Source organism: Rheinheimera sp., assembly GCF_036782235.1.
Classification (GTDB): domain Bacteria; phylum Pseudomonadota; class Gammaproteobacteria; order Enterobacterales; family Alteromonadaceae; genus Pararheinheimera.
The window spans coordinates 84017-104101 of the sequence record NZ_DAIPZL010000001.1 but is presented as its reverse complement, the minus strand read 5'-3'; the positions used below and the strand labels follow the sequence as shown (position 1 = coordinate 104101).

The following is a 20085-nucleotide window of genomic DNA, read 5'->3' as shown; positions in this document are numbered from 1 at the left end:
ATGTTGATTGGAGCTGGCAGTACTGTCATTTTTCACTTTGATATTAAACTGGCGGATGGCAGTGCCGCAGAAAGTACAAGGGTGCATAACAAACCGGCGCGGCTGCAAATGGGTGATGGTTCTTTGTCACCGGCTTTTGAAGCCCAATTAACCGGCATGCAGGCCGGTGATAAAAAAACTTTTACGCTGGCACCTGAAGATGCTTATGGTATGCCAAACCCCGACAATATCTATTATGTTGACCGCAGTAAGTTTTCGCTGGAAGCACCAGCGCAGGTGGGCATGATTGTTGGTTTTGCCATGCCGGATGGTTCTGAATTGCCAGGCCTTATCCGCGAAGTGGTTGGCGATTCAGTGACTGTCGATTTTAATCACCCACTGGCCGGTCAGACGCTGACCTTTAATGTAGAAATTGTGCAGGTAACCAACTAAAGATGGATATTTTTCTCGCCAACCCCCGTGGTTTTTGTGCCGGTGTTGACCGCGCCATCAGCATTGTGTCCCGTGCTTTAGAACTGTACGAGCCGCCGATTTATGTGCGCCACGAAGTGGTGCATAACAAATTTGTGGTGGACGGCCTGCGCCGCAGTGGTGCTGTATTTGTAGATGAGCTGGACGAAGTGCCGGATGGCAATATCGTGATTTTCTCAGCGCATGGTGTCTCTCAGGCGGTGCGGGAAAATGCTAAGCAACGTGGTTTAAAAGTATTTGACGCCACCTGCCCGCTGGTGACCAAAGTGCATATGGAAGTCACCCGCGCCAGTCGCAAAGGGGTGGAGTGTATTTTGATTGGTCACGCCGGCCATCCTGAAGTGGAAGGCACCATGGGGCAGTACGACAATCCGGCGGGCGGCATTTATCTGGTGGAGTCGGTGGAAGATGTTGAGCGGTTGGTGGTGAAAAATCCGGATGAGCTGTGTTTCTCCAGTCAAACCACTTTGTCGGTGGATGATACCGCTGATGTGATAGATGCACTACGCAAAAAATTCCCTGATATTGAAGGGCCGCGTAAAGACGATATTTGTTATGCCACGCAAAACCGACAGGATGCAGTGCGCGAGCTGGCGGCCAAGGTGCAGTTGTTATTGGTGGTTGGTGCCAAAAACAGCAGTAACTCCAACCGCTTGCGTGAACTGGCTGAAAAAATGGGCTGCATCGCTTATTTAATTGATACCGCTGCAGATATTCAGCAAAGCTGGTTGGCAGACGTGACCGCTGTGGGTGTTACCGCTGGTGCTTCAGCACCTGAGGTTCTGGTGCAACAAGTTGTGCAACAGTTAACAGCCTGGGGCGGCAAACAGGTGATTGAACATCCAGGCCGTGAAGAAAACGTGGTGTTTGCCGTGCCGGCAGAACTGCGTTAAGGCTCCCTGATGGCAGCTCAACCGGCATCCAGTTTGCAGTTTGAGCAATTATTGCCGGCTTTTTGTCAGGGCCGTATTGTGATCCGGGTGTTGGTGCTGGCCCAGGCGCTGGCAATTTTGCTGGCGCTGGCACCGACGCTGGATCAGGACTTCTGGGCACGGCTGGGTCTGATGTCGCTGTTTGTGCACTGGGTTGCGTTGTTAACAGTGGCGCTGTTATGCCAGTTAAAAAAACCTTTGTTGCATCTGAAACCGCGCCAGCTCAGCAGTGTGGCGCTGCTCCTGCTGCTGTTGATCACCTGGCTGGTCAGTACTGCGGCTTTTGCTTTGCTGAGCCATCATGGCTGGCAAAGCCGCGCCGATTATTTTGCCTTTTTATTACAAACCATGCTGATCGCGCTGTTGGTCGGTGGCATGGGCATTCAGTTATTCGCCCTTTATATTGAACACAGTTGGCGTTTGCAGGCGCAGTCACGTTCTGAACTGGATGCACTGCAAGCCAGGATCAGACCCCATTTTTTATTTAACAGCCTGAACACTGTCGCCGAGCTGACTCAGCAGGATGCGGCAGCTGCTGAAACCGCTTTGCTGGATTTAGCCAGTTTATTCCGGGCAGCACTGAATGCTGGTGCTGTGGCTGAACTTGCGCAAGAGCTGGACCTTGCCAAAAGATATCTGGCGCTGGAGCAGTGGCGCCTGGGTGACAGGCTCAGGTTGCAATGGCAATTGCCGGCCGATCTACCTAAGGCGCAGCTGCCTTGTCTGACATTACAACCTCTGCTGGAAAATGCCGTGCATCACGGGGTGGAGCCCTGCCCGCAAGGGGGGCTGATCCGCGTTGAACTGCAGGTTTCTGCCACTTCTATCACCCTGGTGATTAGCAATCCGATGCCGGCAACACCGGCGCAAGGCGGAAACGGTATGGCGCTTGAGAATATCAGGCGCCGGCTGGAGCTGCAGTTTGGTGATGCCGCCAGACTCAGTACCCATAGCCGTGCGCCAAGTGGTGATGAGCCGGCTGAGTTTCGGGTGAAGCTGGTGATCCCACTGGCAGGTCTTAGCGGGAGTTTCCGATGAACATTTTGCTGATTGATGACGAGCCTTTGGCTCGTGCCAGGTTAAAACGATTATTACAGGCATTTGCTGAACATCAGGTGGTAGGGGAGGCCAGTGACGGTGACACTGCACTGGCGCTGGCCAGCAATTTGCAGCCTGACTTAGTATTTCTGGACATTCAAATGCCGGGTCGTGATGGTTTAAGTGTCGCAGCCGAGTTATTACATCTGCCGTTGCCACCAGCAGTGGTATTTTTAACCGCCCACCCACAACATGCACTGGAAGCTTATCAGGTAGCGCCGGCCGGTTATCTGCTCAAACCCGTTAGTGCTGAACAACTGGCCGCCACTTTGCAGCGTATTGGCCTGACGACCAAAGCTCATCTGCAAAAACAACAGGCGCAGCAGTGGCTGAGTTATAAAAGTGGCAACACTTTGCAGCGGGTTGAACTGCAGCAGATGTTTTATCTGCAGGCCGAAGACAAATATGTGCGTTTTGTGTTTGCCGGTGGTGAGGCCTTGAGCGATCTGAGCCTGAAACAGCTGGAAGAACAGTTTCCACAGGATTTAATCCGTATTCACCGAAATACATTGGTGCTCAAACGCCGCATCAAAGCGCTGCATCAGCAAGAAGGTAAACATCTGCTGGAGCTTTGGCAGTGCGCTCAGCGACTTGAAGTGAGCCGGCGGGAGCTGCCAAAAATCCGCCAGTTGCTTTGTGCCGGTTAACCCAGGTTGCGCTGCAGTTATTATCACCTCAGTTTTGTTTTGCTCAGTCGCCACCGCATTGCCAATTACACCAATTGACCGTTTATCGGCTGTTCTGACCTTTGGTCCGAAAAGGCTGTAATTTTGCCAGTTACTTCCATTAGATTACGATTTCGCAACAAATTTGTTGCTTGTCGTTATCTTGTGGCGGGTGGGAGGCAACAATGCCGGTGCAAAAATATCAATCTCAGTTTGGTGTGACCCTGATTGAATTACTGGTCGCTATGACCATTCTGGCTATTAGTCTCAGCATCATGCTGCCTTCATTTGGCGCTTTAATCGGCAACAATAAACTTGTTGGCCAATCTGACGAGATCCGCACTGCGCTGGTGTATGCCCGTAGTGAAGCTATCCGGCTGAATCAGGCTGTGGTGTTTTGCCACTCCAATAACAATATGACCTGCACTGTGCCTGGCGCCAATGGCTGGGAAGGTTGGATAGTACAAACTGCAACAGTGGCGCTGGCTGCTCCGGCAGTACCTGCATTACGTGCCGGTTTTTTCCCGCCAGCTCCGATGAAAGTGACTTCAGATATCAACCTGACGGCAGCCGGCCACATTATTCGTTTTACCCCGCAGGGGCTGGCCAGAATGCCGGCCAGTAATACGCCATTATCGGCACAAATCCGCTTTTGTGTCGCACAGGCTCAAACCAAACCAAATATCCGAGATCTGCAGTTTGATTCCGGTGGCCGCATTGTGCTTCGTTCATCCGATGCTTCGGGTGTATGCGCTTAAGCGCAACATTGATGATGGAGGAATAGTTGATGAAATTCGCTTGCCGCCAGCCAAAAAGGGGGCATCACCCCAGGCTGAAACTGCAACGTGGTGTGTCCTTGCTGGAAGTGCTGATTGCGGTATTGGTATTGTCGCTCGGTTTATTGGGTGTCGCCGGTTTGCAAACCGCCAATATCCGTAATACCCAAAGTGCCCATCAGCGCACTATGGCGGTGTTATTGGCAAGCAGTATGGCTGAACGCATTCGCGCCAACGCCACAGCAGCGGTCAATGGTAGTTTTGCCTTACCCCTGCGTTGCAGCGCTATGTCGGCTGGCGCTTCTATTCAGAGTGTGGAGCACGCCAGCTGGCTGACGGAAATTATGACGGCTTTTGGCAACTCAGGCACCAGCTGTGGCGGCGTGACTTATAACGCCGCCACCCGCACTTACATTGTGACTGTGCAGTGGGACGACTCCAGAGCTTTGGGTGGCAGTACCACTATGACTATTACCCATGTGGCAAGGATTTAATGATGAGGTTGTGCAGTAAAAAAACAGCGCGGGGTTTTTCACTGACCGAACTGATGGTGGCCTTGCTACTGGGCTCTTTTTTAGTGGCTGGTGTCATTGGTGTTTATTTGTCGAACGTCAGCACCAACAGGGTGAATCAGCAGATCAGCCAGTTACAACAAGCAAGTCAGGTCAGTTTTCAGCTATTGAGCCAGGATGTGCAGCATGCAGGTTACGCCGGTTGTGGCAATGTGATGGCGGCGCATGTGTTTAATGCGCTGAACCCACCGCTGGCCTGGTGGAATAGCTGGATCGGTGGTTTACAGGGTTTTGAGTTTGGTGCTTTTCCGGATTTCAGTAGTGGTGCTGTGGTGCCCCTGCCTAATACTGACGCGCTGCAGGTGATGTATGGCCGAGGTGTCAGTGCTTCTGTGGTTTCCCACAATGCTACCGGTAACCCTGCCATGGTCATTAATCAGAACCTTGCCGGCATAGTGGCCAACGATATTGTGATGTCCTGCGATTCCAAATGGGGATTGATTTTTCAGGTGACGGCGGTAGCCGGCAATAGCCTGAGCCATGGGGTAGGCGCCGGTGCGCCGGGGAACCGCACCCTGCAGTTTGGTGTTGCGCCCAATGGGATGACTTATCAGCGCAATATCAGTAGTGATGCAGGTTTTGTCATGCCGATAGAGTCAGCGGCCTGGTTTGTCGGTACCCGCAATAATCTTACTTCGTTATACCGGGTGGTGGTGGTGGCAGGGCAGCTTCGGGTGGAAGAAATTATCCCCAATGTCAGCAATCTGCAGTTGCAGTACTTGCAACGGGGCACACCCAACTATGTCGATGCATCTGCGGTGGTGGACTGGGAAACTGTGGTGTCGGTGCGTGCAGTATTAACGCTTGCGGATAATCCAAATGCTCCTGTTGCCCTGGCATTGCGGGAAATCAGTCAGGTAGTGAACTTACGCAACAGAAGGGATCAGTAAGATGAAACATGCGTTATCTCAGAGTCGGGGTATGGCGCTGGTAGTGAGTTTGTTGTTGCTGGTGGCCATGACCTTATTGGCGGTGAGTGCCATGCGAAGCACCACTTTGCAGGAAAAAATGGCGGCCAATTTTAACGACAGGGAAATTGCCAAGCAGGTGGCGGAGGCCACAGTGCGGCAGGTTGGGACCAATTTATTACCACCGGCTCCCGGCGCTGGTTGGTACAGAGCCACATTGCCAGCGCCAGTCGCTGGTGCGCCGGATTTATGGCAAGACCCTGTGGCCTGGGCTAACCGTGGCCAGATTGCAGTGGCGGTGAATGGCATTAATTATACCGGCGAATTTATGGTGGAGAACCTCGGCATGTGGCCGGATCCACAAAATCCAACCTGTAAAGTGACAGATCCTTTGTGTGAAAAACAAACCTACAGGGTGACGGCAAGAACGGCGCCTCAGGCAGGGCGGGCCAGTGTAACCATTCAGGCTATCTGGCGGATTTAAGCAGTATGATGGCGGGAGAACCATGATGTCATTTGCAAAAACACCTATTGCTGTTCGCAGCAGCTGGCTGTTGTTCAGTGCTTTGTTTGCGGCCAGCACAGCACAAGCTGCTATCAATATTGCGCAGGCACCGCTGGAAACGGGTACGGCGGTTGATCCAAATATTTTATTTGTGCTGGACGATTCAGGCTCAATGCGCTGGGGTTTTATGCCGGATGAATTGGACACCAGTTTTAACCTCGGGCATGACTGTAGTAGTTCAACCATGGATTATGCCGGTGCCAAAGCGCTGGCTTGCAGTGCCAGTGGCCGCAAATATCTTGCGTCCAGTCATTTGAACACAGTGTATTTTGACCCGGCAGAAAACTATCCGGTACCCTTGAAACCGGATGGTGTCACTCCTTATCCCACACCTTCTTTTACCAGTGCGCCCCACAATGGTTACGACTCAGGCGCTTCAACAGTCGATTTGAGCAGCCAGTATTATGCGCTGATTGCTGATTATTTTTATCCCAATGCTAATGGTTCTTATGGTTTTGCCGTCAGTGACAGTACTTCTGATCGCAATCCGAGTCCGGCTTTTTATTTTAAATATAAAACAGGTTGTACTCAGCACGAACGCAGTGATAGCTGTTATGACTATGTTAATGTTGCAAATCTGGGCGCAGCGGAAAAACAAAAATTTGCCAACTGGTTTTCGTTTTACCGCACCAGGTTGATGCTGGCCAAAGCTGGTGTGTCCGGTGCTTTCCAGAGTCAGCTGCAGTCGATGCGGGTAGGTTATGGTGCAATTAACAGTGGGGTGATCACCGCAGACGTTGCGCCCTTTGGTGGCGGCAACCGTTCCGGCTTTTTCACCTGGTTACACGGTAAAAAAGCGACGGGGGGGACGCCATTGCTGAAGGCTTTGGACACTGCAGGTCAATATTACCAAAGTGACAAACCCTGGCTGACAGTGCCTTCAGATCCGAGCTCAGCCAAACTGGAGTGCCGGCAGAGTTTTACCATTCTGATGACAGACGGTTATTACGATGGCACTGTCGACGTTGGTGGCAATCAGGATGGCAGTGACGGCACAACCATTACTGGACCGAATAACCCGGATTATACCTACAAAGCCAGCGATCCGTTTCGTGATGGTGAGAGTAACACTCTGGCCGATGTGGCGATGAAATACTGGAAAACTGATTTGCGCACTGATTTAGCCAATACAGTACCGGTATCGCTGCCGAATCTGAACCCGGCATTCTGGCAACATATGGTGACTTTTGGCGTAGGCCTGGGCGTGACAGGTTCGGTCACAGCACAACAGGGTTTTGATGCAATCAGCAGCAAAAGTGCAGTAAATTGGTGGGGCGGAACTGAGAAGCAAAACAAAATCAATGATTTATTGCACGCCAGTGTCAATGGTCGTGGAGGCTTTTTTAGTGCCAACAAACCCAGTACCTTTGCCTCGGGTTTAGCCAATACCTTAGCCAATATTTCAGCCCGTGCCGGTTCAGCTTCGAATATTGCGGCAACAGCCATTAACTCGTTACAGACGGAATCCAATGTATATCAGGCGCGTTTTATTGCCGGTGAATGGGCCGGTGATTTATGGTCCTACAAAGTAGATGATGTCAGTACCCCGGTATGGAAAGCCAGTGAACAACTGCCGGCACCTGCTGCACGGAATATCTGGTTTGGCAGTAGCGGCAGTATGGGCAATGCCAAGGCTTTTGTCTGGAGTGAAATGAGTGCCGCTGAACAAAAAGCCTTTAACAACGATGCGGCCGTGGTGGATTACATCCGCGGCGATCGCAGTAAAGAAAAGAAAAACGGCGGCCTGTATCGTGATAGAACCAGCCTGCTCGGCGATCTGGTGAACTCGTCACCTGAGCTGGTTTCTGCGCCTGTGGATATGAGTTATCACAGGTATAACTGGTCTGGTGCTGCATCTTATCGCAGTTTTCTGGAAGGTAGTGCCAAAACCCGGCCACCGGTGATTTATGTTGGTGGCAATGACGGTATGTTGCATGGCTTTCATGCAGATACCGGCCGCGAGTTATTAGCCTTTATTCCTGCAGCAGTGGTTGCTCCTATTGGCGGTCAAACGGTCAATGTGCTGAAAAAATATTCAGAGCAGAATTATCAGCATCTGTTTTCTGTAGACGGCTCGCCGACAGTAGTGGACGTGTTTGACGGCAACAACTGGAGAAGTATTTTGCTGGGGGGACAGGGCCGTGGCGGTAATGCATTGTTTGCGCTGGATGTCACCAATCCTGAACGATTTGGTGGCAATAACGTGCTGTGGGATAAAACTTTTGCCGAGCTTGGGTTGTATCTTGGTGAGCCTCAGGTGTTCCGCCTGAACAGTGGGCACTGGGCCTTAGTGGCCGGTTATGGTTATAACAACAGCACTGATCAGTCTGGCATTTTGTTAATTGATGTGTTGACCGGCAATATTATTAAGAAATTGCCCACCGGCAAAGGCAGTGCCAGCGACTCCAACGGCATGTCAGAAATCAGTACCCTGGATATTAATAACGATGGCAACATCGACTGGGTGTACGGCGGTGACTTGCACGGTCATGTCTGGAAATTTGATTTGTCGGCAGCCAGTGAATCAGGTTGGGCCATTGCCAACAATGGTCAGCCGTTGTTTTCAGCTGTGAATGCCCAGAGCAAAAGACAAGCTATTACCGGTGGTGTGCTGGCCAATATAGACCCTAAAACCGGCAAAGCCTGGGTGTTTTTTGGCACTGGCCGTTATTTAAATCAGGACGACCCGTCCAATACCGAACAACAAACCATGTACGGCATTATTGATGGTGCCACTGTCAGCTCCAGAGCCGAGCTGGATGCACGCACCATTACCACAGTTGGCGACAAGCGGGTTGTCAGTTATGCAGCTCAGCTGAGCGCAGGTAAAAAAGGCTGGTATATGGATTTAGTCGACAAACATGAGCGGATTGTGGATATGCCTTCCATGCTGGGCGGTGATTTGGTGCTAAATACCACAATTCCTGATACCAATGTCTGTAACCCGAGTGGTTCTGGTTACATTATGGCGGTGTCTGCCTATAGCGGTAGCCGGTTGAAGAAGATCTTCTTTGACAGTTCAGGCGACAAAAACTTTGATTCAAGCGACAAGGTACAGATTTCAGGCACAGCGACTGATGTCAGCGGGATCCGGGTTGGCAGTTTGAACAGTGTGGTGACATTTGCCAAAAATGGCAGCAATGTGCTGGCACTGGCGAACTGTGACGGCGTCAATATGTGTGGCACAGCGGTCAATGCTTCCGTGGCGAGGCAGATGTTGTCCTGGCATGAAATCAGTAATTAGATCAAGGGGTAACAATGCATAAGTCGCGTGGATTCAGTTTGATGGAAATGATGGTGGTGGTGGCTATTGTTGGTATCGTTGCTGCTGTGGCGATGCCGGCTTACAGCAAATATGTGCTGGAAACCCGCAGAACATCAGCCACCGCCTGTATGAATGAACTGGCGCAGTTTATGGAGCGGGTTTATACCGGCTCAATGAACTACAGCCAGTCCAACGGGGTGCCTACAGTGCTACCAGAAACCAGTTGTCGTGTTGATTTGGCTGACTTTTATACTTTTAGCCTCAATGCTGCCGCCCAGACTTTTCTGCTGACGGCAGCGCCAAAAGGCCCCCAGCAGAAAGATACCAGTTGTGCCACTTTAACTTTAAATCAGGCTGGTATTCGTACCGCTGCAGGTGCCAACACCGCAGCCATAGTACGAAAATGCTGGGGATAAAAATTTGCATAAATTTGATTTTTTGTTTTTAAGTTGTAAGTTTAAGGTAATCAAATCGGTGTAAGGATGCACCGTTTATGAAAGGATTCACCTTATTTGAGTTGTTGATCTGCTGTTTGTTATTCAGCCTCGGCATGCTTGGCGCTCTGAGTTGTCAGATTTATGCCAGGCAGCAGGTGTTGCTGGCGCAGCAACGGTTAGCTGCATCGGCTGTGGCGACCGACGTTATGTCTTCTTTGCAGTCGGTGTCGGCCAGTTCACGTGGTTTTCAGGCCGATATACAACAAAAAACTGCCATAGCTCCTTGTGATCAGCCCGGTCTTTGTGATGGTCAGCAGCTGCTGCGGGCGCAACTGGCCGCCAGTCTTGGCCAGGTGTTTCAGCCTTCGGCCATCTTACCTCAGGCCCAACTTTGTATCCGCAGCGGCGCGGCTGGTCCGGCAATCAGTTTGAGCTGGCAGCCGGTTCAAAATGCACCTTTTCAAAGCAAGTCCAGCCTGTGCCCAATCAAAAATGGTCATTTTCAATTGGAACTGATGTCAGGCAGGGGGCTTTGAGATGAATTTCTGTCACGAGCGCGGCTGGACTTTCATTGAGATGCTGATAGCCATGGCACTCAGTTTATTGCTGACCCTTCTGCTGGTGAATAGCTGGCAAGTGAATTATCAGGCTTTTAAACAAACCAGTCAGCTGGCGGAAATGCAGCAGTCGGGTCAGTTTGTGCTTGGTTTTTTTCAGCAGGAGCTGTTAAACCAGAATTTCTGGGCCGGTGCAGATCCCAGGTTATTGCACCCTGCGGGTCTTCACGTGCAGGGAGATTGCCGCAGTGCGCTCGACAGCGGCAGTTTTCCAAAAAACGCTATGGTATTTGTGCCTGTGCTATCGGGTATTGTTGGTGCTGCCCATACCCCGGATTGTCTGACGTCAGCCCACAAAGGCTCGGCATTTTTACAGCTCAAACGTCTGGCCGGAGCCCCGCTGACGGCGGCAGCGGCCAAAAATAACAGAGTCTATCTGCAGCAACAGGGACGCTCTTATCGTTTTGTCAGTCAAGCTTCTTCAGCTGCTGCCACATACTGGCCTTATTTGCATCAGCTGTTTTATGTGGCACTGCAAAGTCAGGGTCGGCAACAGGTGCCGGTACTGATGCGTAAACGTCTGGTGCGTCAGGCCAGCGGTCAGCTGACAATGGACACAGATTCAGTGCTGGATGGCGTAGAGATGATGCATTTTGAAGCCGGCATCGACAGTAATTTTGACGGCCAGGTGGATTATCTCAGTGATGTTGCACAAGTCTCAGCCGATGTCTGGCAACAACGCAGTGGTCAGGTATTACAACTGCGTTTTTATGTGCTGGTACGCAGTGTGATGCCAGACAACACCTATACCAATGTGCAGCAGTACACCTTGGGAAAACGGCTGTTCCAGGCACCAGGCGACCATTACCGCCGTTTATTGGTGTCCAGCGCAGTCACCTTTCACAACTACTAACTGAAGGAGCAATCAAGATGCAGGCCAAAGGATTTGTGCTTGTTGTCTGTTTGTGTTTTATCGTGATGGTTAGTGCCATGGCATTCAGCGCCCTGACCATCAGTCAACTCAGCCAACGGATAGGTATGGCAGGTCAGCTGCAAACGCAGCGCTACCTGAGCATGAAGTTCAAACACTTGCAGCAGTTACAACAACTGGCTGCAACACCTCAAAGCGGTACCGACCAGATCCGCTGTCCGGCGCAACTGGCGGTCTGGAGTGAACCGCAGTTGCAGTGCCAGTTGCTGCAGCTGCAAAGTAGCGCCACTGCGCCTGATGACGCTGAGCCCTGGGGCACTTTGTTATGGCGGCCGGATCTCACCGCTGTTGTGGCAGGAGGTGTATGATGAAAAGCAGGTTTTTGTTGCGCAGCATTCACATCCCCGCAGTGATGCTGGGTTTATTGCTGCAGATGATGGCCGCTGAGACAAGGGCAGCTGGCGCTAGCGCATCGGGAGCAGGAGCTTCTGTTGCAACAACACAGCGCTGGTATCAGTTGCAAGCCGATTTAACTTATCAGCAGCTGCCCCAGGCTTTGGCAACCAATCTTTGTCCCATGCCACGTCCCGACACTGCGCCAGTGCGTTATCACGACAGTAGCGGTAAACCGCTGTGGTTGCAGCTGAGCAATGAGAACGGCCAGCTACGCTGGTTTGGCGACACAGAGCAGGGTGTATTAGTGTCCAGTGTGCCTACCGCAGCCACTTCGGTTTTGCCCGAACCGGCTGAAGCCATCACTTCGCCGTTATTGCTGACAGATGCCGTAACAAGTGGTCTCAACAGCGGCCTTGTGCATTCACCTGATGTGATTTGGCATGATCTGGCGGCCAATCAGTACCAAAGGGCAGATTTAACCGATTTGCAGGCACCACGTTTAAAGTGGCGCTGGTCAGCGCCTTTGGCTCAGCAAAGCCCCTGGTTACAAACGCCGGTGCTGCAGCGGCTGGATAAGCAACAAGTGCTGTTGATTAATTCGGGCACAGCAAGCACACCGGCGCTGTGGCTACTGCAGGCAGAGAGCGGAAAACTGCTGGCGGAATTTGATCTGCAACAGCAGTACCAGAAGGGGTTCCAGCCTGCAGCCGGGCTTGCTGCATTAAAAGCAGCACCGGCAGCGCTGGATCTGGACGGGGACGGCGCTTTTGACCGTGTTTATCAGATTGATGAACAAGGACAATTGCTGCGGCTTGATGTCAGCACTGATTTGAGTTACCGAAGTGCACTGGTCGCTGATTTGTCCGGGAACAATGCTGTATTTGCAACGCCTTTGCTGGCGGTACGGGCTATGCTGCCAGGCAACTTGCCTGCAGTGTCCAGCCGTCAGGCGGTGGATGTGTTGGTACTGCTGGCAAAAAGTCAGAGTCAGTATCAGCTGCTGGTGTTATTTTTAGCCGATAACATCAGTTCCCCTGTGTTATTCAGTGATTTACAGCAAGCAGGGGCGGCAGCACAAACACAGCCACAAACAGCGCCAGCAGCTCAGCCAACTCAGTTGATGCAACTAAAGCAGGGCGCTTTTGGTTGGTTTTTGCCGTTATCTGGTCAGCCGGTATGGCTGCCACAACTGATAGCCGGCGTGTTGTACCTGCCACTGCAAAGTGCGGTATCAGGCAGCTTAGTGTGTGCCGATGCACGTGAGGCTGACGCGCTGCTGGCGCTTCATTTGTATCAGGCCAGCGCGGTTTACAGCGAAGCAGTGCTTGATAAAAAGATGCAGCTGCCGCTTCGGCTGTCGCTGGCAGCGGATGGCAGTTTGCAGTTACAGCAAAGTGGTAACAATGTGGTGGTACTGGAGCGGCTGCAAGGCGTAAGCGAGAGCTGTGCCGGCTGCACTGAAAAACTCAATGTGGCGCAGTTATCACAATGGCGGCAGCTTGCCATCTACCGTCAGGAAGAGGTGTACTGATGGCCGCCGTGAAAACCACAGCCCCTGGTTTTGTGCTGATTGAAATTATGGTGGTGGTGGCGCTGATTGGCATTATTTTATCAGTGGCTTTGCCCGGTTATCAGCAGCATGTATTGGGCAGTTATCGGCGCGAAGCCTGTGCTGAGCTGTTAAAAGTGGCCAATATGCAGCAGTTATTATTGGCTGAGCAGTACAGATACAGTGCAGATCTGACTGAGTTTGGTTTCGCCCAGAGCAGTTATCTGACCGAATCAGGGCGTTTTTGGATCTCTGCGGTATTAACCAGCCAGGGTTATCAGCTCAAGGCCGTGGCCACAGGGGCTCAGCAACAAGACAGCGATTGCCAGTTATTCCAGTTGGATCAGTATGGCGTGAAAAGCAGTCAACCGGCCGCCGACTGTTGGTTACCATAACAACCGCTGTCTTGGTGTAGGCCAGGGCAGAATCAAAAAATCCTCCGCTTTGATACTCAGGGCGGAGGATTTTTGTTGTTTGAACCGGCAACAATACAGACTTTATTGCGGGCAGGGGGTATCGACATAATGCAGCTGGCTGCGGCCGGCCTGACTGATACTCAGTTTGTAATGCCAGTGATATTGTTTAGCACAGTATATAAAGGTGCCGTTTTGCAGCACATTTAAACTGCCGTCGCGGCGAAACTGCAGTTGCTCTCTGTTGTAATACAACCAATGTGAATTGATGGGTTTGTCCAGTTGCTGCAGCATTGCCAGTGCGCCTGAACCGGGTGTCTGACGCAGGATCTGAATAGGCACCTGCCACCATTGATTCACACATTGATTGCCCTTAAGCGGACAAAAAGTGACAGTGCTGCCGGAACTAATAGCCTCCACCCTGGCATATTGCAGCTGTTGTTTTAATTGCCTGACATAACTTTCTGCCTGTTGCCTGGCCACCATTTCCTGTAGCGACGGTAAACCCAGCATCAGTAACAGCAGCATCAGATTCAGCACTATCATCAGTTCCAGCAGGCTAAAACCTTGCTGTTGCCGCTGACCTGAGGTGGCGTTATTTGGGGGAGTGAAAGCGGGCATCACAAAATCCTTTTTGTGGAGCTGTTACAGATAACCATAGCGCAGTTTTTAGTTGCGGCAAATTTGCCAGATGCCTTACTTGACGAGGATTTGTAGTGCTGCCGGGCTGATATCGGGTTTGAGAATCCACTGAAAAATCGCTACCATAGCGCGGAATTTTTCTGAACAGGTTAGGCCTTATGTCGCAGTCTCTTTCCATCAGTCTGGTGCAACAGCAGTTTCCCATAGGTGCAGTAAGGCAAAACGTGTTGCAGGTGATTGAACTGGCCAACACCGCAGGCACAGATCTGGTGATCTTTCCTGAACTGACACTCACCGGTTATCCGCCGGAAGATTTGTTATTCCGTGATGATTTATTAAGTCTGGTGGAAACCGGGTTACAGGACATTCAGGCAGCAGCCTACCCTGGTGTACTGGTGGTGGGGCATCCATGGCGTCAGGATGGCCTGTTATACAATGCCGCTTCCGTTATCCAAAACGGCAAGCTGATTGGCCGTTATTTTAAGCAGGAACTGCCTAACTACGGTGTGTTTGACGAAAAACGTTATTTTACACCTGGCAATGCCGAAGATGTCTGCACTTTTACCATTAAAAATCAAACATTTGCGGTGCTGATTTGTGAAGACGTCTGGCATGGTCATCCGGCAGCTGCAGCCAAAGCCGCAGGCGCGGATTGGGCTTTGGTGTTAAATGCGTCCCCTTATGAAACCGGTAAAATCGCCCAGCGCCAGCATCTGCTCACCACGCTGGCAGAACGTTTAAATCTGGGTTTTGTGTATGTGAATCAGGCGCAGGGCCAGGATGAACTGGTGTTTGACGGCAGCTCTATGCTGGTCAATCCGGATGGCAAGCTGGTGCTACAGGCACCTGCCTTTGCACGGGATATTTACCGGGCAGAGCTTCATAAAAATTCTGCCCATGCTGTTGCCAGTCATCAGTTGGTGCTGTCTGAGCCTTTATCTTTTGAGGCCGAGGTGTATCAGGCCTTAGTGATGGCCACCCGCGATTATATTCAGCAAAACGGTTTTCCGGGTGCAGTGCTTGGCCTGTCCGGCGGCATCGATTCGGCTTTAACCCTGGCTATTGCCGTGGATGCTATTGGTGCCGACAAAGTTCAGGCGCTGATGTTGCCGTTCCGTTATACCTCGTCGATGAGTGTGGAAGATGCTACAGCCCAGGCCAACACCATGGGCGTAAAGTTTGACATAGTGTCGATTGAGCCTATGTACGACAGTTATATGCAGCAGCTGACGCCGCTTTTTGCCGGCAAAGCTGTGGATACCACCGAAGAAAACCTGCAAGCCCGTTTGCGCGGTGTGCTCTTGATGGCCATGTCGAATAAAACCGGCAAAATGCTGTTAACCACAGGCAATAAAAGTGAAGTGGCTGTGGGATATTGTACCTTGTATGGGGATATGTGTGGTGGTTTTGCCGTGATTAAAGACGTGCCAAAAACCCTGGTGTTTCGTTTGGCACAATATCGCAACAGCATTTCAGCTGTGATCCCACAACGGGTTATCGACAGACCCCCTTCAGCTGAGCTGGCACCGGGTCAGACCGATCAGGACAATCTGCCACCTTATGATGAGCTGGACGCCATTATTGATGCTTATCTGGAGCAGGATAAATCGCTGTTGGAGATAACGGCGATGGGCTATGCTGAAGCAACAGTGAAACGTGTGATGAACCTGATTGATTTAAATGAATATAAAAGACGTCAGTCGGCGGTGGGCCCTAAAATCACCAGCCGGAACTTTGGTAAAGACAGACGCTATCCGATCACTTCGGCCATGCGCAAACAGCGGTAGAATCAGTATATGAAAAAGATTGAAGCTATTATCAAACCTTTTAAGCTCGATGATGTACGTGAAGCGCTGGCCGACATTAATGTCACCGGTATGACAGTGACCGAAGTCAAAGGTTTTGGCCGGCAAAAAGGTCATACAGAGCTGTATCGTGGCGCTGAATATATGGTCGATTTTCTGCCAAAAGTGAAACTGGACATTGTGGTGGCCGACGATCAGGTTGACCGTTGTGTTGAAGCCATTATGAAAACAGCCCAGACCGGTCGTATTGGTGATGGTAAAATTTTTGTGTTTGACGTAGAGCGGGTCATTCGGATCCGCACCGGCGAAGAAGACGAAGAAGCGATTTAATCTGGTGTCAGAGACCATCTCGGCCTCTCAGGCTTTTGTGCCTGAACCCCACAAAGCACCGGACTCTGAGCTGGTGCTTTGTCGTTATTGTGATTTATTACAACAACTTCCGGCGTTACAGGATGGCGAAGCAGCCAACTGCCAGCGCTGCGGCCACGAACTGGATGCCAGACAACGCGAGTCGGCGCTACGCCCTATTCTGTATGCCCTCAGCGCACTTTTTATGTTGCTGCTGACCAATCTGTTTCCTTTTGTCGGTATGGACGCGGCCGGCAGCCACAGAGATATGAACTTTCTTGATACTTCAGCCGTGTTGCTGGACGAAGACCATCCCTGGCTGGCGGTGCTGGTGTGGTTATTTATTCAGGCTATTCCCTGTTTTTGTATGCTGGCCATTATTTACCTGAAACTGGGCATGTATATCCGCTTGCCGGCATTGGTGCAAATGGCGCGGCTTTTATACATGCTCAAACCCTGGAGTATGGTGGATATTTTCCTGATGGGGCTTATTGTCAGCTTTGTGAAGTTGTTGAGTCACTTTGATATTTCGCTGGGCATGAGTTTCTGGGCTTTTTGTTTATTTTGTTTATTACATTTACGCACTTTTCAGGTGGTGGACCGTCACGAGCTCTGGTCGCGGATTGCACCTGCACCTCAGCCTGTGGCCGGCAAAGTGGCCGGGCAAACCGGTTTAAGCCAGCAACTGAAAGTCTGTGGTTGCTGCACTGCATTAGTACCGTTGAACGAAGTACACTGCTCGCGTTGCGGCACCAAGGTGCGTCAGCGTATTCCCGATAGTATTCAGCGCACTATGGCGCTTTTGATCACCGCCAGTATTTTGTATATACCGGCCAACTTGTTGCCGATGATGGAAACTGTGTCGCTTGGTGAGAGTATTCATTCCACCATTATCAGCGGCATTATTCTGATGTGGCAGGACGAAGCTTATCCTGTGGCTATTGTGGTATTGCTGGCCAGTGTGGTGATCCCGATTTTAAAAATCGCCGTGATGTTCTGGTTGTGTTATCTGACAACTTTGCCGCTGAGTGAACGTAGCCAGCACGGCACCTGGATTTATCCGGTAGTCGACTGGATTGGCCGCTGGTCAATGGTTGATGTGCTGGTGGTGGCCATTCTGGCGGCGCTGGTGCGGTTTGATGCCCTGGTTGGGGTTTACCCTGGCATGGGCACCTTTGTATTTGCCTGTGTGGTGATTATTACCATGCTGGCGGCGATGAGTTTTGATCCAAGATTATTATGGGACCCGAGTCCGTCCGAACAAATGGAGACAGAGCGTGACTGAACAGCAAGGGCATTCTTCGAAAGACAGAGGCCATGGAGCAAAAGATCACCCACAAGCTGCCGGTAAAAGCGGCCCGGCTCATGCTTCAGTGCAGGCCAGGGTGCGTAAAATCACCCAGTGGTCGCCGATCTGGATAGTACCGGTAGTGGCGGTGCTGATTGGGGGTTGGATGCTGTATCACACCTACAAAAATCAGGGGGCCACTTTAACTTTGCTTGCCAGCAATGCCGAAGGTTTGGTGCCAGGTAAAACCGCCATTAAAAGCCGCAGTGTGGATGTAGGCAAGGTGGTGTCGGTAGAGCTGTCGCAGGATTTAAAACAAGTGGTGATTAAAGCGCGGATGAATCCGGGCACAGACGTGCTGCTCAACGACGAATCCCAGCTCTGGGTGGTGAAACCCAGTGTTGGCCGCGGTGGTATTACCGGTTTAAACACTTTGTTATCAGGCGCTTATATTGAGCTACAGCCAGGCAAAGGTGCCAGCAATAAGTTTAACTTTGAGTTGCTGGAAAGCCCGCCGATAGCGCCGCCTGATGCACCAGGGGTGCGGGTGTTTCTCACCAGTGGAGATGCCACTTCGTTGTCGGTCGGCGATCCTGTGTTGTACCGAGGTTATGACGTGGGCACAGTGGAGCTGGGTGAATTTGACGCCAAAGCACGTTCTATGCGGTATCAGCTGTTTATCCGTGCCCCTTATGATGCGCTGGTCACTGAAAACGTGCGTTTCTGGCAGGCCAGCGGTATGGCACTGGATATGTCGGCCGAAGGGGTTCGGATAGAAATGGGCTCAGTCGCGACTTTGTTAAGTGGTGGTGTGACTTTTGATGTGCTGGACGGCTGGCCCAAAGGGCAGCAGGCGGCCAATAACAGTGAGTTTCAGCTGTTTCAGAATAAAAAGAGCATTCAGGACGGTTTATATAACGAATATCTGGAATACCTGCTGTTTTTTGACGAATCAGTGCGGGGCTTAACCTCAGGCGCACCGGTCGAGTACCGTGGTGTACGTATTGGTACTGTGATGACAGTGCCGTACTTTTTTAATATGAAAAAACCGCTGCAAATCGCATTTAACCGCGGCATCCCGGTGCTGATCCGGGTGGAGTCGGGACGTTTATATGACAATTTAACCTTGCCGGAATTACAGCAGGAACTCGACAGTGCTGTGCAAAAGGGACTGAGAGCCGTATTAAAAACCGGCAACCTGTTAACCGGCGGTTTGTATGTGGATTTAAATATTGTCGAAGGTGCCGCCGACAATACGGCCGCCACTCAGAACACTGCTCAGCCTGCAACTGGCAAAGTACATGAACTGGCAGGCACTGATGCCGACGCTGGCAGCAACACCCACAGCGGCGTTGTAGCAGCAGCCATGCCTGCGCCTGTACTGGATGAATTTGCCGGTTACCGTTTAATGCCAACGGCCCGCAGTGGTCTTGGCCATATTGAACAAAAAGTGCTGCAGGCACTGGATAAAATCAACAACTTACCTGTGGAGCAGGTGCTTGCTGACAGCTCCGCCACCCTCAATGAAACCCGGGCACTGATGCAGCAAAGTCAACAGCTGGTGCAAAGCCTGGACGCTCTGATTGGCAAAGACAGCACACAACAACTGCCGGCTGAGCTAAAAAGTACGCTCGAGCAATTGCAACAAACTTTGCAAGGGGTAAGCCCTGGTTCACCTGTGTATGAGCGGCTGAACAGCAATTTGCAGGCCATGGATAAAGTGCTGCGTGATTTACAGCCCGTGGTACAAACGATGAATCAACAAAGTAATGCACTGGTAATTAGCGCAGATCCGGTGTCGGATCCTGAGCCGGAGCGGGGAGTTCAGCCATGATTAAACTTCAGCCTAAACAGGTCGCATTGCTGATGCTGCCCGCTTTATTAGCAGGATGCAGCTCAGCTGTCACTATCAACTATTTTCAGTTGCCACAACCTGCCATCAGCACCAGTAGCCCTGCTGTCGATGCGCCCGTGCTGGTGGTAGAGCCTGTGATGGTGGCCAGTTACCTTAATAGCAATGCGCTGATTTTACAAACCTCAGAAGTACAGCTGGTGAAAACACAGCAGCAACAATGGGCTGAAGCTTTAGATCAGCAGCTGAGTCGTATTTTGCAGCGCACTTTAGCGGCAGAATTGCCAGCTTACCGGGTGACAGAGCGCCCTGTGGCCGGCGCACAAAGGTTATTGGTGCAGGTGGAGCAGTTTCACGGCACTTTGGAAGGCACTGTGCTGCTTAGTGGTCGTTTTAGCCTGATGCCGGCACAGGGCACAACACTGGTGGGCGGCCAGAGTGGCATTATCCAGCAACAATTCCAGTTGCAGATACCACAAGCCGATGACGGTTATCCGGCGTTAGTGGCGGCACTTGGCGAATTATGGCAGCGTCAGGGCAAAGATATAGCGCAGTTGCTTAAAGCTGATACCGCTAAAATTAAAGCGGCTGAATAAGCGTTAATACAGGATGGAT

The 20085-nt window shown here is 51.4% G+C and carries 21 protein-coding genes; 20 read left to right on the top strand and 1 reads right to left on the bottom strand.

The window, feature by feature from the left end:
• The 15 genes from fkpB to V7P87_RS00360 all read left to right on the top strand — a co-directional run bounded on the left by fkpB (position 1) and on the right by V7P87_RS00360 (position 13517).
• Positions 1-432 carry an FKBP-type peptidyl-prolyl cis-trans isomerase gene (gene fkpB / locus V7P87_RS00430; protein WP_260655669.1) on the top strand — a complete coding sequence of 144 codons (432 nt, stop codon included), beginning with the start codon at positions 1-3 and terminating at the stop codon, positions 430-432.
• 2 nt (positions 433-434) lie between these two features.
• A complete protein-coding gene (gene ispH, locus V7P87_RS00425) occupies positions 435-1364 on the top strand; it encodes a 4-hydroxy-3-methylbut-2-enyl diphosphate reductase (RefSeq protein WP_333795672.1) in 930 nt (309 codons plus the stop codon).
• 9 nt (positions 1365-1373) lie between these two features.
• Positions 1374-2441, top strand: coding sequence for a sensor histidine kinase (locus V7P87_RS00420; protein ID WP_333795671.1), 1068 nt, complete (start codon positions 1374-1376; stop codon positions 2439-2441).
• Positions 2438-3148, top strand: coding sequence for a LytR/AlgR family response regulator transcription factor (locus V7P87_RS00415; RefSeq protein WP_333795670.1), 711 nt, complete (start codon positions 2438-2440; stop codon positions 3146-3148). The genes V7P87_RS00420 and V7P87_RS00415 overlap by 4 nt, the downstream gene beginning before the upstream one ends.
• Positions 3149-3351: 203 nt before the next feature.
• Entirely contained in the window at positions 3352-3924 is a 573-nt protein-coding gene (locus tag V7P87_RS00410; RefSeq protein WP_333795669.1) for a GspH/FimT family pseudopilin, read from the top strand.
• A gap of 29 nt (positions 3925-3953) precedes the next feature.
• Complete coding sequence (gene pilV, locus V7P87_RS00405) at positions 3954-4436, top strand: type IV pilus modification protein PilV (RefSeq protein WP_333795668.1); 483 nt, start codon at positions 3954-3956, stop codon at positions 4434-4436.
• A gap of 2 nt (positions 4437-4438) precedes the next feature.
• Positions 4439-5404 (top strand): prepilin-type N-terminal cleavage/methylation domain-containing protein, encoded by a 966-nt coding sequence (locus V7P87_RS00400; protein ID WP_333795667.1) that lies wholly within the window; start codon positions 4439-4441, stop codon positions 5402-5404.
• Position 5405: 1 nt separating this feature from the next.
• A complete protein-coding gene (locus tag V7P87_RS00395; protein WP_333795666.1) occupies positions 5406-5906 on the top strand; it encodes a pilus assembly PilX family protein in 501 nt (166 codons plus the stop codon).
• 25 nt (positions 5907-5931) lie between these two features.
• Positions 5932-9231 carry a pilus assembly protein gene (locus V7P87_RS00390; RefSeq protein WP_333795665.1) on the top strand — a complete coding sequence of 1100 codons (3300 nt, stop codon included), beginning with the start codon at positions 5932-5934 and terminating at the stop codon, positions 9229-9231.
• Between the two features lie 14 nt (positions 9232-9245).
• A complete protein-coding gene (locus tag V7P87_RS00385; RefSeq protein ID WP_333795664.1) occupies positions 9246-9668 on the top strand; it encodes a type IV pilin protein in 423 nt (140 codons plus the stop codon).
• Between the two features lie 77 nt (positions 9669-9745).
• Positions 9746-10225: a type IV pilus modification PilV family protein gene (locus tag V7P87_RS00380; RefSeq protein WP_333795663.1), complete on the top strand. Its 480-nt coding sequence runs from the start codon at positions 9746-9748 to the stop codon at positions 10223-10225.
• Between the two features lies 1 nt (position 10226).
• On the top strand, positions 10227-11159 hold the full coding sequence (locus V7P87_RS00375; protein ID WP_333795662.1) for a PilW family protein: 933 nt from the start codon (positions 10227-10229) through the stop codon (positions 11157-11159).
• Positions 11160-11176: 17 nt separating this feature from the next.
• Positions 11177-11545, top strand: a complete 369-nt coding sequence (locus V7P87_RS00370; RefSeq protein ID WP_333795661.1) for a hypothetical protein — start codon at positions 11177-11179, stop codon at positions 11543-11545.
• Positions 11545-13104: a hypothetical protein gene (locus V7P87_RS00365; RefSeq protein WP_333795660.1), complete on the top strand. Its 1560-nt coding sequence runs from the start codon at positions 11545-11547 to the stop codon at positions 13102-13104. Before V7P87_RS00370 ends, V7P87_RS00365 begins: the two co-directional genes overlap by 1 nt.
• A complete protein-coding gene (locus tag V7P87_RS00360; RefSeq protein ID WP_333795659.1) occupies positions 13104-13517 on the top strand; it encodes a type IV pilin protein in 414 nt (137 codons plus the stop codon). Before V7P87_RS00365 ends, V7P87_RS00360 begins: the two co-directional genes overlap by 1 nt.
• Positions 13518-13619: 102 nt before the next feature.
• On the opposite strand, the gene V7P87_RS00355 is transcribed toward V7P87_RS00360, so the two are convergent.
• Entirely contained in the window at positions 13620-14156 is a 537-nt protein-coding gene (locus V7P87_RS00355; protein WP_333795658.1) for a GspH/FimT family pseudopilin, read from the bottom strand.
• 179 nt (positions 14157-14335) lie between these two features.
• Between V7P87_RS00355 and V7P87_RS00350 the strand changes: the two genes are divergently transcribed.
• The 5 genes from V7P87_RS00350 to V7P87_RS00330 are packed head-to-tail and all read left to right on the top strand — an operon-like array spanning position 14336 to position 20066.
• The gene (locus tag V7P87_RS00350) at positions 14336-15964 is read left to right on the top strand and encodes an NAD+ synthase (protein ID WP_333795657.1); all 1629 of its coding nucleotides are present in this window, start codon (positions 14336-14338) and stop codon (positions 15962-15964) included.
• 9 nt (positions 15965-15973) lie between these two features.
• Entirely contained in the window at positions 15974-16312 is a 339-nt protein-coding gene (gene glnB / locus V7P87_RS00345) for a nitrogen regulatory protein P-II (RefSeq protein ID WP_031567605.1), read from the top strand.
• 4 nt (positions 16313-16316) lie between these two features.
• Positions 16317-17615: a PqiA/YebS family transporter subunit gene (locus V7P87_RS00340; RefSeq protein WP_333795656.1), complete on the top strand. Its 1299-nt coding sequence runs from the start codon at positions 16317-16319 to the stop codon at positions 17613-17615.
• Positions 17608-19452 carry an intermembrane transport protein PqiB gene (gene pqiB, locus V7P87_RS00335; protein ID WP_333795655.1) on the top strand — a complete coding sequence of 615 codons (1845 nt, stop codon included), beginning with the start codon at positions 17608-17610 and terminating at the stop codon, positions 19450-19452. The genes V7P87_RS00340 and pqiB overlap by 8 nt, the downstream gene beginning before the upstream one ends.
• Positions 19449-20066, top strand: coding sequence for a PqiC family protein (locus tag V7P87_RS00330; protein WP_333795654.1), 618 nt, complete (start codon positions 19449-19451; stop codon positions 20064-20066). Before pqiB ends, V7P87_RS00330 begins: the two co-directional genes overlap by 4 nt.
• Positions 20067-20085 lie beyond the last annotated feature (19 nt).